We start from the raw sequence: 14003 nt of genomic DNA on the forward strand, positions 1-14003 counted from the left end.
CGTTTTTACCGCCACACACGGGGACTGGATGGCGCACTGGCGGACTACGATGCAGCATCCGCCCACAACCGCCGACTGTCGCCGTGCCTGTTCTGCGCTTCATCCTCGCCCAGGTGGTGGCCTGGGCACTCGTCTATGCCGCGCTGTACCTGGGCGTGCCATTGCGTGGCGTGGCCCTGGCGCTCACGCAAGCGGTCGCGGCGGCCGGCCTCGCTCACGTGCTGCGTTCCGAGCGCTGGTGGCGTTGGGTCCACCTGGCGTTCACGCCCCTGATCTGGGCGGCCAGCCAATTCAACGTTGCCCCCGGGTGGTATCTGGCTGCCTTCGCGGTTCTGGCCGTGTTTTACTGGAGCAGTTTTCGCACCCGGGTGCCACTCTTCCTGAGCAATCGGCCAACCCTGAACGCGCTGGCCAAGCTGCTGCCCACACACAGCATCCACTTCCTCGACGCGGGCGCCGGCACAGGTACCGTCCTTCGCCCCCTGGCCCGACAACGCCCTGAGTCAAGCTTTGTGGGCTTCGAAGCAGCCCCCGGCCCCTGGCTGATCGGATACTTGCTCAATCGGAGGCAGGCCAACCTGCTATGGCGGCGGGGGGATTTCTGGCAGCACGACTGGTCCATGTACGACGTGGTGTATGTCTTCCTGTCACCCGTGCCCATGGCCGATGTCTGGGGTAAGGCCCAGCGGGAGTTACGCCCGGACGCACTGTTGATCAGCAACAGCTTCCCGGTTCCGGATGTCGAACCGGACCGGGTGATCGACCCCGAAAGCGATGGAGCGCGACCGCTCTATGTGTACCACCCGGGCCGAACCCGCTCGGCCAAAAGACAGAAAAAGGGATAAAAAATCGGGTCAATTTCAGCCACGGGACTTCCCTTCGCCTGCGGATAATGCAATGCATGCGGCCACGTCGCCGCGCACAGGAACGACCGTTATGGCTGACATCATCTGCATCATTGGAAACAAGGGCGGCACCGGCAAGACCTCCCTGTCACACATGCTCTGCCAGGGACTGGGCCTGCTAGGCCAGCGCTCAGCCTGCGTATTGACCGACACCGCCCGCGAGCCCCTGCGACCGGATGGACGGCGTTATGTCACCGCCGACGCGCGCACGCCCGAGGCGCTGGCCAAAGTAGCGACCAAGCTGCGATCACTCGACGGCTGGATCGGCGTCATCGACGGTGGCGGCAATCGACACGAGGTGGATCGCCAGCTCTACGCACTGGCCGACATCGTGCTCCTGCCCTTTCGAGAATCGCACGAAGACATCCGCACCGTTCTCAACGATCTGGAACATTTCCCGCGCGCCTACGCCCTGCCCTCCCAGTGGCCGACAAACCCGTGGGCCCGCGAGGCGGCCGACCGCAACGTGGCACAGATGATGGGGGCCTATCGCCATCGCATCCTGCGCCCCGTCAACAGTCTGTCGTCGTCCAAGCTGCTGCTGCAAAGCGAGATTCCGGAGCAGCTGCCGACGCAACTGTCGAATACCTGCCGGCGCCTGGCCAGGCAGATGATGGAGGTGCTGGAAATTCAGTACACCGACGTCGCCGACGAACCGGAGACGTCATCGCCCGGGGCGAGCAACCTCCCCGAAACCGGCTTTGCCGCCCACGCACCTGCGGCAGAGCCGCCAGATGAGCCCTGCGAGGCGCCGGACGAAACCATGGACGCCTACGCCGCCCACTGAATGAAAAAGCCCCGGCAATCACCGGGGCTTTTCAGTTGCGCGTTCGATGCAACTCAGAGTCGGGCGCCGTGCCGGGTGATGACCAGCACTGCCTGGGCCCGATTGCTGACGTTGAGCGCGCGGAAAATGGCCGACATGTGCACCTTCACCGTGCCTTCGGACAGGCCCAGCAAGTCGGCGATTTCCCGGTTGGTCTTGCCCTGGGCAAGCAACTCCATGACGCGTGTCTGCGCTGTGGTCAGGCCGAAGCGCTCCTGAATCGGCGCACCGCCGCGCCGGCGGGCCGCCGCGCTGCTGCTGTCGTCCTTGGGTGTGTAGACACCGCCGTCAAGCACCGTGCGGATGGCACTGAGCAATTCCTCGCTGGAGCATGACTTGGGCACAAAGCCGGACGCCCCGGAGCGCATGGCACGCTGAATCGAGGCGCTGTCGTCCAGGGCCGAGACAACGATGCACGGCAACTCCGGAAAACGCTTGGCCAGGATGCCCAGGAGCGAGAAACCGTTCATGTCGGGCAGCATCAGATCAATCACGGCCAGATCGCGGTCAGGATCCTTTTCCAGCTCGGCCAGCGCCTCGTCCGCCGCCTTGACGCCAACGCACTTTACGTTGTCATCCAGACGAGAGAGCGTCTGCGCCATGGCCTCGCGCACCAGCACATGATCTTCAACCACAAGAATATTCGTCACGAAATCGCCTCCGATCGATTCCGGGTGCCGCGAAGGGAGTTCTTTAGCAGCAACTTGGTTCATCGCATTCATTCCGAAAGCATAGCATGATCGATCTATTGTCAACACGAATCCCGATATCACGCCGGAATTTCGCCCGTAGGTCTGAGCATACCTGAGGCACGACCGCATGACATCGGCGATCAACAACAAAATTCACGGCAACACCGATTAATGCAGTCCGGGCACTGGCCTCGGACGATAATTAACGCAACAATGGCCGGGTTAACCCAGTGCCTTTCCCACATGGCCCGTCTGTTGCCCCTCCTTGTCGGCGTCTCGATGCTCGGCGCATCGCTCTCTCCCTCGCTTGCGGCGACGCCCTCGGCGGCGGCCACCGAGCTGACCATCTTCGGCGACATGCCGGTGGTGCTGTCCGCCGCACGCTTGATTCAACCTCTGGATGATGCCCCGGGTGCCGTCACGGTCATTGACCGGCAAATGATCGAAGCATCTGGCGCGCGCGACCTTGCCGAACTGCTCAAGTACGCCCCGGGGTTCCAGTTGGGTCGTTTCAAAGGCGCGACGCCGCTGACCACATACCACGGACTTTCGGATGACCAGTCGCGTCGCATGCTGGTGCGGGTGGATGGCCGCTCCGCCTATTCGCCCTACTTCGGCAGCGCTATCGAGTGGGCCAAGCTCTCGGTCGACATCGACGATATCGAGCGTATCGAAGTCTTCCGCGGCTCAAATTCTGCGGCCTACGGCAGCAATGCATTTCTGGGCATCGTCGATATCGTCACCCGTCCTGCCGCTGATACGCCGCGCTTTCGCACACGGATCACCGAAGGGGCCAACGGTCTCCAAGACCAGATGGTCTCCGTAAGGCAACGTCTGGGAGACGCGACCGCGCGGCTCACGCTGGGGCAGAATCGTAGTGACGGCACCGACCCCAATCACGACAGCTACCGCAATCAACGCATTGACGGACGCATCGACTGGCCCCTGAGCCCTGATGACACACTCGAGATTCATCTGGGCTTTGTAGACACGCGCGCAGACGAAGGCGCGGCGGAAGACATCACGGACCCGGAGCGGAGCACCGACTCGTACACGGGCTTCGCACAAGCTCGCTGGCGCAGGCAACTGGCCAGCGGAGATGAACTCAAGCTCACCTATTTCCATCAGGAAGAGCGTTACACGGACCCCGGGTTCCGCCTCCCCTCACTGTCCTCCTACCTGATCAACGTGGCCGGTTTTTCTCCGGCAGCCGTCAATGCCTTCTTCGTGTCGAACGGCATTCCCGCGGACGCTTACGTGGACGGCTCCATCAACAACCGGGCACTGCGTGACGACATCGAACTGGAGCACCAGACCTTGCTTGGCGAGCGCGCTCGACTGGTCTGGGGCGGCGGCATCCGAAATGACCGCGTCCGTTCAGAACGCGTCTTCAGCCGCGACGACGACATTCACATCCGCCAGCGACGCTTGTTCGCCAACCTGGAGTACCGACTACCGCCGATGTGGACGTTCAACGCGGGCGCCATGATAGAAGACACCAGCGAAACCGGGCCGCGTGTATCGCCACGACTGGCGGTCAACCTCCATCTGAACAAACAGCTCACGACCCGGGCCGCAGTCAGCCGCGGGTATCGCAACACCTCTCCATTCGAGCGTCAGGCCGATGTCCGCTATGCCGAGGCCCGCAGCGGATACGTCCTCGCTCAGACCTTGCAGCCTTCGGGCGACCTTCGTCCCGAGAAGGTGACTGCCCATGAAATCGGACTGAGATTCCAGTCGACCGACGGTTTCAGCAGCATTGACCTGCGGGTTTTCAACGAAGAGATCAACCAACTGCTCGAGCGCAAGACAACCGCCAGCAACATCTCCCCGCCGCCGCCGCTCAACTCCAAAGGTGAGAGCCCGCTCTACATCAATGGTGCGTCTGCGACGATCAATGGCGCCGAGCTATCGGGCGTTTATCGCTGGGGTACAGACGCGTGGATCGGCGGTCACTACACCTACACCGATATCGACAGCAACGTGATCGAAGCTCAGATCAGTGCGCCGCGCGAGGCCTTCTTCCTGTTCGCAGCGACGCAACTTCCCTGGCAATGGCAACTCAGTGGCGGCTGGGGGTACATGGGCATGATGAGCTGGTACGACGATGATGACTGGATTCACGGCTACCACCACGCCAGCGCCCGAATTGCCAAGCGCTGGCGAACGGGCAACACCACGGCCGAACTTGCCGTCGGAATGGATCGAATCGCCGGAGCCGTCTCCGACTATCGTCCGGAAATCAGTCGCCCTCCAGAGGGCTACGTCACGCTTCGACTGACCTACTGATCCCGACATGCGCCGCGCCTGCATCTTCCTTCTGCTGATCTTCGCCGCCCTATCGGGTGGACGCGGTTCAGCGTGGGCGGGGCAGACGCTGCTCGTCCTCAGCGACGGGTCGGACGCCTACGAGCGCACGGCCACCCGGATACGCGAGCGCATGTCGCGGTTTTCGCCGGAGCTCGTCGTCCAGTCGGTTCCGGTGGCAGAAACGTCGTCCGCCCAACTGGCCAGCGCAACCCTGGTGGTGACCATCGGCACGCAGGCAGCAACGGATGTCATCATGTCGCATCAGCCCAACCGCCTGATCTGCGCCTTGCTGACACACCAGACCTACGATCGCATGCAGCCGCCACGGCCGGGCTCGCAGCGCACGGCCGTGTTCATTGATCAACCCGCCAGTCGACAGATTGCCCTGATCAAAGCAGCCCTGCCCCAGATCGACAAGCTCGCGCTGGTCTATGGTGATGCTTCGGTGCGCTATGCAACCGCCCTCTCGGCGGCGGGCCGCCAGCGCGGCCTTGATGTGCGCAGCGCTCGTGTCGATGATTCGGCCGATCTGTACAACGCACTGCGTGATGTGCTCGACCCGTATTCAGCGCTGATTGCCGTACCGGACAACGTGGTTTACAACAATTTCACCATCCAGAACATCTTGCTGACCGCCTATCGCCAGCGCACCCCCGTCATCGGTTTCTCCCCGGCCTATGTGCGCGCGGGGGCCGTGGCCGCCGTCTACTCCACCCCCGAACAGGTCGGTGACCAGGTGGCCAGCATCGCCATTGCCGCCCTGCAAGGCGTCAACCTGCCGCCGCCGGCCTACCCCACCCAGTTCTCGGTCTCCACAAACACGCACGTCGCGCATTCCCTGTCGATCGAGTTGCCCACCCCTGCCGAACTGGAGGCGCGCATTCTGGCCACCGAGGGACGTCGCCCATGAAGCGCTGGGGCATTCGCGCTCGGGTCGTGCTGGCAGCCGTCGTTCCGGCCATCGTGCTCGGGGCGTTCATGATTGCTTACTTCACCCACCTGCGCCTGACCGATCTTGAGCAGGCCTACACCGATCGCGGTCGCGCACTGGCACGACAGGTGGCCACGGCGACGGAATACGCCGTGTTTTCCAATAACGTGGAAGACCTCAACCGGCTGCTCGAAGCGGCGCTGAAAGAAGAAGGCGTGGAAGGCATCGTCGCCCTGAGTCCCGGGGGGCGCCTGCTGACCAAGGCAGGCAACCTCAATCCCACCCCCGCCTATCTGCCTGTCACCAGCGCGCAGCAGGAAACGCTGCCGACGCGGGTGCGCTTCTATGAACCGATTCTGCCGGCCCGCATCGTCATTGGCGATCTGGGCTTCGACGGCCTGACCTCGGTGCCCACGGCCTCGCCGCTGGGGGCCATCATCATCGACATTTCCAACGCCCGACTGATCGAACAGCGCTCTGAGCTGCTCTACGCCGGCGCCTCGGCGCTGATCCTGGTGCTGTTGGGCAGCGTGGCACTGGCGTCGCGCATGAGCCAGGGCGTGAGCGAGCCCATCCGCCAGGTCGCGGGCACCGTTGCGCGCATCGGCGCCGGCAAGCTGCATGAGCGGGTCCCGGTGCAAGGTGGCGGCAGTCTTCGCCGCCTGGGCATGGGCGTAAACGACATGGCCGAGCGGCTCGAATACGCCCATCGAGAGATGACGCAGAAAATTGACGAGGCCACGGCAGAATTGCGCCGCCGCACCGACGAAGCCGAGCGCGCCGACGTGGCCAAGTCGCGCTTTCTCGCCGCCGCCAGCCACGACCTGCGCCAACCCATGCATGCGCTCGGCCTGTTCATCGCCGAACTGGCCGACCACCCCCATCCGCCGGAAACCCACCGGCTGGTGCGTCAGATCCAGGCATCGGCCGATGCCATGGAGAACCTGCTCGACTCGCTCCTCGACATCTCTCGACTCGACGCCGGCGCACTCGAGCCGAAGATTGCCCCCTCGCCCATCCAGCCGATCCTGGATCGCATCGCCAATGATTTCCAGATCTGGGCCGAAGAGCGCGGGCTGCAGCTGCGGGTCCGCCCCTGCCGGGCCTGGGTGCGCACCGACCCCTTGCTGTTCGAGCGCATTCTCTCCAATCTGGTCAGTAACGCCATTCGCTATACGCCCTCGGGCACCATCCTGCTGGCCTGCCGGCCAGACGGGCGTCATCTGCGTCTCGAGGTCCGCGACAGCGGCAAGGGCATCGAGCCGGACAAGCAGGAGGTGATCTTTCAAGAATTCGTCCAGCTGGACAATCCCGAGCGTGCCCGCACCAAAGGGCTCGGCCTTGGCCTGGCCATCGTGCGTCGCCTCACCCAGCTGCTGGGTCATCACCTGACCTTGCGCTCGCGGGTCGGCCAGGGCTCGGTATTCGGCGTCCGGCTCGAACGCTGTGAGCCCGGCGTCACGCCCATCAGCGAACCCATGGTCCGCACGCCGGGCAACCTCTCCGGCACACGGGTGCTGATTGTCGACGACGATCCACTGGCATTGGCCAGCCTCGACAGCCTGCTGGCCGCCTGGGGTTGCGATGTCACCGGCGCCGCTTCGCTCGACGAAGCCCTCGCACTGACCGACCCGGACCTTCCACCCGAGGTGCTCATCACCGATTACCGGCTCCAGGGACACCAGACCGGCCTTGAGGTGGTTACCGGCGTGACCCAGCGGATCGGCTACCAGGTGCGTTGCATTCTCATCACCGGCGATACCGGCTCGGACACCATCAACAAGGCCCGCGCCGCCGGCGTGCCGATGCTGCACAAGCCCGTGCGCCCGGCCAAGATGCGTGCCGTGCTCCAGCGCCTGCTGCAAACCCACGAAGCGGACGAATCGGCCGCCACCCAAGACAGCCCTTGAAACACGCCGGCATGCTGCCGTGCATCATGCACCCGGCGTGCGTCTGCGCTAGGATGGTCGCTGAAACCACCTATTCATCGGCTTTTCGGGAGCAACGCCATGTCGCAGGAATCCAGCAACGACCCCCTCGAATTTGTGCGCAACATGTGGAAGGGCATGGGCTTCAATCTGCCGGGCATGGTCACCCCGACGATGGACGTGGACGAACTCGACAAGCGCATCACCGACATGAAGGCGGTTGAGGGCTGGTTGAAAATGAACCTGAACATGCTGCAGATGAGCATTCAGGGGCTGGAGATGCAACGCGCCACCCTGATGACCATCAAGCACATGGGCGACGCAGCGCGCCGTCACGCCGAAGGCGCCCCCGAGCCGGAAGAACAGATGGTCAATCCCTTCGCGGGCTGGCCCTGGATGCAGCAGGCCGAAGCGGAGCCCGAGCCCCCTGAAGAGGATGCGTCCGAGGACGACACCTCGGCCCAGAACACCGAGGCGGCAGCCAAGGCGGCACAGGCTGCGGGCGATGCGGCCAACGCCTTTGCCACCGCTGCGGCAGCCGCCACGAACGCAGCAGCGAGTGCAGCGATGTGGCCATTCCAGGTCATGGAGCACGCCGGCAAGGACACCGAAACCAAGGCCCCGGCGAAGAAAGCCCCTGCACGCAAGAGCGCCGGCACCGCCAAGCGCACGACAGCTGCGAAACCGGCCGCCAAGAAACCCGCCACCCGCAAGACCACAACGGCTGCGAAAAAGCCCGCTTCGACGGCAAAGCGCACGACCGGCACGGCCAGCACGCGCAGCACCACCAAGAAATAAACCGAGTCGTTGCCCCGGGCGCGCCGTCAGCCCGCGCCCAGCAGGGCGAGCCACAACGCCATGGTCGGCATGGCTGCCAGCGTGGTGGCCGAAATCAGCCAGGCCACGCCCGGTCCGTCCCCGCCCATGCGCGTCGCAAGGATGTAGGCTGAAGACGCGGAGGGCAAGGAGCCGAACAGCACCACCACACTGCGCTCAAGCCCTTCGAGGCCATACCAGACGGTGACAAACCAGGCGATGGCCGGCAAGGCCATCAGCTTGACCACCGCGATCCATACCGTGCCGCCCCAGTGCCCGCCGATGCGCCCCCAGCGCAGGGCAGCGCCCACCGCCAGCAGGCCGAGGGCGATCGAAGCGTCTGCCAACCGGCCCAGAAACGACGCTGCAGGCGTCGGCAGGGTGAGGCCGGTAGCGTTGAACAGCAAGCCTGCAAGCGTCGCCAGAATCAGGGGATTACGCACCAGCTCACGCCACACCCGCCCCTGCCCGTGCCGCGCCAGCAGACTGACCGCCATCACGTTGGCAAAGGGCACCATGGTGCCGGCCAGAACGCCCATGGTGGCCAGTCCGGCCGTACCAAACGCCTTGCCGGCGATGGCCATGCCGATATAGGTGTTGAACCGGTAGGCGCACTGCACGCGGGAGGCAAAGCTCATGTCGTCCAGCCCCATCCACTTGCGCGGCAGCAGGCCAAGCACGAAGCCGCTCACCATCACGGTGAGGCCCGCCAGGAACAAGGGCAGCGTCGTGGCCAGATCAATCTCGACCTTTGCCAGCGCATTGAACAGCAGCGCGGGGAAGAGGACGAAATAGACCAGCTTTTCCAGCCCCATCCAGAAGCCATTGGAAAACGCGGCCTGGCGGCGCAGCCACACCCCCAGCAGGATGAGCGCAAAGTCCGGCAGAAGCAGAAGAAAGGTGTCCATGACCGGAGCTTATCTGCTGCGGGATTCTCCCGTCGATCCGTAGCGTCCGCATCCAATCCGCGACGATGCCCGTACAGACATCAGCGCGGGCCACTCGGGCCGGCCGCACAGTTCTGGAGAGACCCATGAAAGTCATTCAAGATCAAAGCGTCGATACCACTCAATTCCGTCGCACGTTCCTCAAGACCGGCAGCCTGTTCGCCCTGGGGGCTGTTGCCGCCACCGGACTGGCCCTGCCCGGCCGCGCGCTGGCCATGAAGGGCAGTCAGTCGGAGCAGGACGACATCGCCATTCTCAACGTCGCACTGGGGTTGGAGTACCAGGCCATTGCCGCTTATCAGGTGGGTGCGGAGTCAGGTCTGCTGTCCAAGTCGGTCATGGTCACGGCGGTGGGCTTCCAGTCCCATCACAAGGCGCACGCCGACGTGCTGGCCGGCACCATCGCTCAACTCGGCGGCACCCCGGTGGTCGCGAAGAAGGCTGAGGACTACGGATTCCCGGTCGGCGATCTCAAGAGCCAGGCCGATGTCCTGCGCTTTGCCGCAGGCCTGGAAAAAGGCGCGGCGGAAGCCTACCTGGGCGCGGTGCCGCAATTCACCAACCGCGACCTGGCCAAGGCGGCAGCCTCGATTCTGGGCGATGAGACCATGCACTGGTCGGTGCTGCTCGGCGCCCTGGGCAAGGACCCGGTGCCGGTTGCCTTCATCGGTTGATCCATCCATGCCACCCTTCGGGCCGCTGCGGCGGCCTTTTTTGCGTCTGTCGACAACCGGATTCCGGGACTCGATCAGTGACACACCGATGTGCCGTCCCCTGGCGTGACGCCGACAGCGGGTGGCTCGCCGGGTGCCGGCCGCGCGAACCGTCGCGCGTCGTGCGGCCATGCCTCCGTCCGCTCCGGCATTGAACGCAAAAAAAGGTCGCCGCAGCGACCTTCCGGATGCTTTGCGCGCAGGCAACTACATCGCGAAATGCTCATCGTAGCGGGCTACGTAGTCAGCGTCCTTGAGGGGCGCGTGACAGCCCCGACAACTGTTGTAGTCCACCTTGGCCGGCGTCGTGCCGTCCGCTTCATACGCGGCATAGACCCAGTCACCGTTATCAACGGTGCCGGCCGGTTGCGCGGCGCCCCAGCCTTCACCCTTCTTCATGACGAAGACTTTCTTGAGGTCACCCTTGATGAGACGACCGTTGCCGTTCATCACCGGTTTGCCGTCCGCGCCCATCTTGGCCGCGTAAATCTCCATGACCGACTCGGTCCCGTTGGGAAAGGCATCGCCCTTGGTCATCTTCGTGCCCATGGTGTTGATGTAGATCTCGCGCACCTGGCCTGCGGCGGCCTTGTCCACGGTCTGCACGAACTTGGGCCAGGCGCGGTAGTTTTCAGGCGTGGCCACCTGCCCGTCCATGGGCGCGGCCATGGACGAATCGCTCTTCGCCATGTGATGACAGCCGGCCAGCCCGAGGGCTGAGACGATGACAGCGAGGGCCAGAGTGGTGGATTTTGTCGTGGTTTTCATCGGTGATTCCTCCAGGCATTGTTTTTTCAGCTCACACGTATCGGCATGGATACGCCCCCTGTACGAATCAGATTCAGTCCTGGATGCACGCCCGATCAAAATTGTTCAAAAAAAACGCCCGCACAGGGCGGGCGTGAATGACCATGCCTGGTCAGCGAAAAATCAGACTTGCGGATCAATCCTGCCCGACAGGATGATCGGCCCCGTCGGCGCACCGGTGGGAGAGCCCCCGGCGGGCTCGACCGACACGGCGAGGGTGTCACCACGGGTGATGAGCGCACGCAGGGGCTCGGGCACTTCGACCCGACCATCGAGCGCGGCCAGTACAGCCATCGACAGCGGCGCCGAACCATCCTTGCGCACCAGCCACACTTCGTAGCTCTGCCCCGGCGAGGCTTGCACCGGCCGGCTCGGCGTCATTTCCATCCACTGATGATCGGGCGACATGGACACCTTCACACCACTGGCCCCTTCGCCACTGCTCAGCGTGGACACTGCGACCAGTTGCGGTTGAACGACCATGAGGGACGAACCCACCCACACGGCCAGTGCGGCCGTTGTCACCAGTGCCCAGCCGCGCCACAGCCCGATGCGGGCGTACCACGGCGTTTTGTATTTGTGCAGCGACAGATCCTGCGAAATGCGCTGCCAGACTTTACGATCCGGTTGCATGCGCTGCGTCTCCGCGGGGTTGGGAATCATGAGGTTCTGCCAACTGGCCAGGCGGCTGGCCACGAAGGGCTCCTGCCGCAGTGCCCGCTCGAAGCGGCGGCGGGCCGCCCCTCGCAAGGTGCCGAGCAGGTATTCGCCACACAGGGCGTCAAGGTGCTCCGACCGCCCCAGTCTCATGATTGCACCCCCGAGCAGCTCTCGACACAGCTCTTGAGGCTGCGCATGCCCCGCCGCACCCAGGACTTGATGGTCCCGAGCGGCGCGGCCAGATGACTGGCCAGCTCCCCATGACTGAGCCCATGGAGGTAGGACAGCACCAGCGCCTGGCGCTCGCTACCCTTGAGTTCGGACAGGCAATGCTGCAGCCAGCTGTGCATCTGGCGGCCTTCCTCGTGGCTTTCGGCCGAGCCGTGCCAGTCGAAGTCGCGGTCGAGGATCACGTCCACATCCTCGACCTGTGCCACCCGGCTGACGTCGGCCCGGCTGACCACATCGATGGCGCGATTGCGCACGATGGTGGCCATCCAGGCCACCGGCCGGGTAGCGCTGGCATCGAAGCGGCTCGCGTCGTTCCAGATTTTCACGTAGGCGTCGTGCAACACCTCTTCGGCCAGCTCCTTGCGCAGCGTGACCTTCCAGGCCACCGACATGAGCACCGGCGAAGTCAGTTCATATAGCGTTTGAAAGGCATCCGCCTCGCGCATGGCACTGCGCAGGATGAGATGCTTGATCTGTTGGTCGTCTAACATAGTGTGCCCCCGGCACCTGGATGGCGCCGCTCTCCTCATTACGATTCAGACGCCCATCTGGATGCGCCAACGCGTCACTTTTTTTCGATGGGGGCGGGCGTGGCATCACTCAGGTTGATTCCGGCCATGCCGAACGGCGGCGCGAACTGACGCATGCCGCCGACGGTGCCGACCATGTTGCGCGCCTTGATCTGGACGTTGTCGAGCGACTCCTCCAGGCTCAGGACGGGCGTCACACAACAGTCGACGGCATCGAACACGGCCTCCCACTGCGCGCGCGTCCTGTGCCGGAAGATGGCGGCCAGCTCCGCACGTGCGCGGGCGCCCGCAGCGCCCTCGCTCAAGTGCAAGGGCTTGAGATCAGGGCGCTGCAGCGTGTCGCAGAGCAGGTGCCAGAATTTCGCTTCCAGCGCGCCCACCGCCATATGCAGCCCATCGGACGTTTCATAGACACCGTAGCACGGCACGCCGCCGGTGAGCAGGTCTTCGCCGCGCGCCGTCGGCCGGCCGTCGGCCAGGGTCTGGACCATGGGGAAGATGTTGTGGGCCAGCGCGGCATCGGTCATGGCCACGTCCAGATAGCGCCCCCGCCCGTGGGTCCGGGCTGACACCAGCGCCGCCAGCACGCCCACCAGCGGCGTCAGTGCGCCACCGAGCAGATCGGCGATCTGCAGGTTGGACAACGCCGGCGCGCCGCCTGCCACACCCATCTGATCAAGCACCCCGGCGTAACCCAGGTAGTTGATGTCGTGACCGGCACGCTGGGCGTAGGGGCCGGTCTGTCCATAGCCGGTGATGCTGCAGTAGACGAGTCGTCTGTTGCGTTGGGCGAGGGTCTCGTAGTCCAGCCCGAGCCGCCCCATCACCCCCGGGCGAAAGCCTTCGAGCAGGATGTCGGCACTCTCGACCATTTCGAGCAGCACGGCCCGGTCGTCCGCCGACTTCAGATCAAGCACCCGGCTACGCTTGTTGCGGTTGATGAGCTTGAAGAAATAACTGGCGGCGCCATCCATGGCTCCCATCACCCGGGCGTAATCGCCCGCACCCGGGTCTTCGATCTTGAGCACATCCGCCCCCAGATCGGCCAGATGCAGGCTGGCCATCGGCCCCGGCAGCAAACGGGTCAGGTCGAGGACGAACACCCCCGCCAGCGGTTTGTTCATGCCTTGCCGGCCTCCAGTGCCTGGATGCGACCGGAACTCATGTCATACACCCAGCCGGAGAGCCGCAGCTTGCCCTGCTCCATCGCGCGACCCACGAAGGGATAGCTGGCCAGATGCTCCAGTTGCAGGCGCACGTTCTCTTCGACAATGCGATTGTGACGGGTCGTCGCGTCCAGCCCGGGCTCGCGCCGGTCCACCCGGTGAGCGGCCTCGCGGGCGTTGTGCAGCCAGATGGGCACGTACTGGTCGTGCTCACTGCTCTGGTCGAGGGCCAGGATGCCGCCGCAGCCATAGTGGCCGCAGATGACGATGTCCGGGATGTTGAGGTGGTTGATCGAGAATTCGAGGACTGCCGACAGGTTCCAGTCATTAGGCGCGACGATGTTGGCCACGTTGCGATGCACGAAGATTTCGCCCGCCGGGGTCTGGGTGATGGTGTTGACCGGCACCCGCGAGTCGGAGCAGCCGATCCACAGCACCGTGGGCTTTTGCGCCTTCGCCAGCTCGGCGAAATGCTCGCGCTCGTTTTCGAAGACGGTTTCGACGAAGCGGGCGTTACCGCGCAGCAAATCGTTGATCATGC

13 protein-coding genes and 1 pseudogene are annotated in these 14003 nt (G+C 64.3%); 7 read left to right on the forward strand and 7 right to left on the reverse strand.

Annotation, left to right across the window (positions count from 1 at the left end; translation table 11 throughout):
- Window positions 1-83 precede the first annotated feature (83 nt).
- Both J0W34_RS18380 and J0W34_RS18385 read left to right on the forward strand, forming a co-directional pair.
- Window positions 84-845: a class I SAM-dependent methyltransferase gene (locus J0W34_RS18380; RefSeq protein WP_227816700.1), complete on the forward strand. Its 762-nt coding sequence runs from the start codon at window positions 84-86 to the stop codon at window positions 843-845.
- Between the two features lie 91 nt (window positions 846-936).
- Entirely contained in the window at window positions 937-1692 is a 756-nt protein-coding gene (locus tag J0W34_RS18385) for a P-loop NTPase family protein (protein ID WP_230969721.1), read from the forward strand.
- A 53-nt stretch (window positions 1693-1745) separates the two neighbouring features.
- On the opposite strand, the gene J0W34_RS18390 is transcribed toward J0W34_RS18385, so the two are convergent.
- Window positions 1746-2381, reverse strand: a complete 636-nt coding sequence (locus J0W34_RS18390; protein WP_227816702.1) for a response regulator transcription factor — start codon at window positions 2379-2381, stop codon at window positions 1746-1748.
- A 285-nt stretch (window positions 2382-2666) separates the two neighbouring features.
- Between J0W34_RS18390 and J0W34_RS18395 the strand changes: the two genes are divergently transcribed.
- The 4 genes and pseudogenes from J0W34_RS18395 to J0W34_RS22340 form a co-directional block, all read left to right on the forward strand.
- Window positions 2667-4712, forward strand: coding sequence for a TonB-dependent receptor plug domain-containing protein (locus J0W34_RS18395; protein WP_230969722.1), 2046 nt, complete (start codon window positions 2667-2669; stop codon window positions 4710-4712).
- 7 nt (window positions 4713-4719) lie between these two features.
- Window positions 4720-5643 carry an ABC transporter substrate-binding protein gene (locus tag J0W34_RS18400; protein ID WP_230969723.1) on the forward strand — a complete coding sequence of 308 codons (924 nt, stop codon included), beginning with the start codon at window positions 4720-4722 and terminating at the stop codon, window positions 5641-5643.
- A complete protein-coding gene (locus J0W34_RS18405) occupies window positions 5640-7574 on the forward strand; it encodes a hybrid sensor histidine kinase/response regulator (protein WP_230969724.1) in 1935 nt (644 codons plus the stop codon). The genes J0W34_RS18400 and J0W34_RS18405 overlap by 4 nt, the downstream gene beginning before the upstream one ends.
- Window positions 7575-7673: 99 nt before the next feature.
- Window positions 7674-8063 (forward strand): annotated as a pseudogene (locus J0W34_RS22340) (PhaM family polyhydroxyalkanoate granule multifunctional regulatory protein); the annotation flags it as partial.
- 353 nt (window positions 8064-8416) lie between these two features.
- On the opposite strand, the gene J0W34_RS18415 reads toward J0W34_RS22340, so the two are convergent.
- A complete protein-coding gene (locus J0W34_RS18415; RefSeq protein WP_230969725.1) occupies window positions 8417-9316 on the reverse strand; it encodes an AEC family transporter in 900 nt (299 codons plus the stop codon).
- Window positions 9317-9441: 125 nt separating this feature from the next.
- On the opposite strand from J0W34_RS18415, the gene J0W34_RS18420 reads away from it, so the two are divergent.
- Complete coding sequence (locus J0W34_RS18420) at window positions 9442-10029, forward strand: ferritin-like domain-containing protein (RefSeq protein WP_227816707.1); 588 nt, start codon at window positions 9442-9444, stop codon at window positions 10027-10029.
- A gap of 246 nt (window positions 10030-10275) precedes the next feature.
- Here the strand turns inward: J0W34_RS18420 and J0W34_RS18425 are convergent, their stop codons facing one another.
- The 5 genes from J0W34_RS18425 to J0W34_RS18445 form a co-directional block, all read right to left on the reverse strand.
- Window positions 10276-10836 (reverse strand): cytochrome P460 family protein, encoded by a 561-nt coding sequence (locus tag J0W34_RS18425; RefSeq protein WP_230969726.1) that lies wholly within the window; start codon window positions 10834-10836, stop codon window positions 10276-10278.
- A 162-nt stretch (window positions 10837-10998) separates the two neighbouring features.
- Window positions 10999-11685: an anti-sigma factor gene (locus J0W34_RS18430; protein ID WP_230969727.1), complete on the reverse strand. Its 687-nt coding sequence runs from the start codon at window positions 11683-11685 to the stop codon at window positions 10999-11001.
- Window positions 11682-12257, reverse strand: coding sequence for a sigma-70 family RNA polymerase sigma factor (locus J0W34_RS18435; RefSeq protein ID WP_227816710.1), 576 nt, complete (start codon window positions 12255-12257; stop codon window positions 11682-11684). The genes J0W34_RS18430 and J0W34_RS18435 overlap by 4 nt, the downstream gene beginning before the upstream one ends.
- A 74-nt stretch (window positions 12258-12331) precedes the next feature.
- Window positions 12332-13420, reverse strand: coding sequence for a CaiB/BaiF CoA transferase family protein (locus J0W34_RS18440; RefSeq protein ID WP_230969728.1), 1089 nt, complete (start codon window positions 13418-13420; stop codon window positions 12332-12334).
- Window positions 13417-14001: a carbonic anhydrase gene (locus J0W34_RS18445; protein ID WP_230969729.1), complete on the reverse strand. Its 585-nt coding sequence runs from the start codon at window positions 13999-14001 to the stop codon at window positions 13417-13419. The genes J0W34_RS18440 and J0W34_RS18445 overlap by 4 nt, the downstream gene beginning before the upstream one ends.
- Window positions 14002-14003 lie beyond the last annotated feature (2 nt).

Origin of the sequence: Nitrogeniibacter aestuarii (assembly GCF_017309585.1) — a bacterium.
Classification (GTDB): domain Bacteria; phylum Pseudomonadota; class Gammaproteobacteria; order Burkholderiales; family Rhodocyclaceae; genus Nitrogeniibacter; species Nitrogeniibacter aestuarii.

What these genes read in the sequence shown, in the direction of transcription:
- J0W34_RS18420 (WP_227816707.1), top strand. Translation starts at nt 9,442, where the DNA reads ATGAAAGTCATTCAAGATCAAAGCGTCGATACCACTCAATTCCGTCGC.
- J0W34_RS18415 (WP_230969725.1), bottom strand. Translation starts at nt 9,316, where the DNA reads ATGGACACCTTTCTTCTGCTTCTGCCGGACTTTGCGCTCATCCTGCTG.
- J0W34_RS18440 (WP_230969728.1), bottom strand. Translation starts at nt 13,420, where the DNA reads ATGAACAAACCGCTGGCGGGGGTGTTCGTCCTCGACCTGACCCGTTTG.
- J0W34_RS18405 (WP_230969724.1), top strand. Translation starts at nt 5,640, where the DNA reads ATGAAGCGCTGGGGCATTCGCGCTCGGGTCGTGCTGGCAGCCGTCGTT.
- J0W34_RS18400 (WP_230969723.1), top strand. Translation starts at nt 4,720, where the DNA reads ATGCGCCGCGCCTGCATCTTCCTTCTGCTGATCTTCGCCGCCCTATCG.
- J0W34_RS18430 (WP_230969727.1), bottom strand. Translation starts at nt 11,685, where the DNA reads ATGAGACTGGGGCGGTCGGAGCACCTTGACGCCCTGTGTGGCGAATAC.
- J0W34_RS18435 (WP_227816710.1), bottom strand. Translation starts at nt 12,257, where the DNA reads ATGTTAGACGACCAACAGATCAAGCATCTCATCCTGCGCAGTGCCATG.
- J0W34_RS18445 (WP_230969729.1), bottom strand. Translation starts at nt 14,001, where the DNA reads ATGATCAACGATTTGCTGCGCGGTAACGCCCGCTTCGTCGAAACCGTC.
- J0W34_RS18395 (WP_230969722.1), top strand. Translation starts at nt 2,667, where the DNA reads ATGGCCCGTCTGTTGCCCCTCCTTGTCGGCGTCTCGATGCTCGGCGCA.
- J0W34_RS18385 (WP_230969721.1), top strand. Translation starts at nt 937, where the DNA reads ATGGCTGACATCATCTGCATCATTGGAAACAAGGGCGGCACCGGCAAG.
- J0W34_RS18425 (WP_230969726.1), bottom strand. Translation starts at nt 10,836, where the DNA reads ATGAAAACCACGACAAAATCCACCACTCTGGCCCTCGCTGTCATCGTC.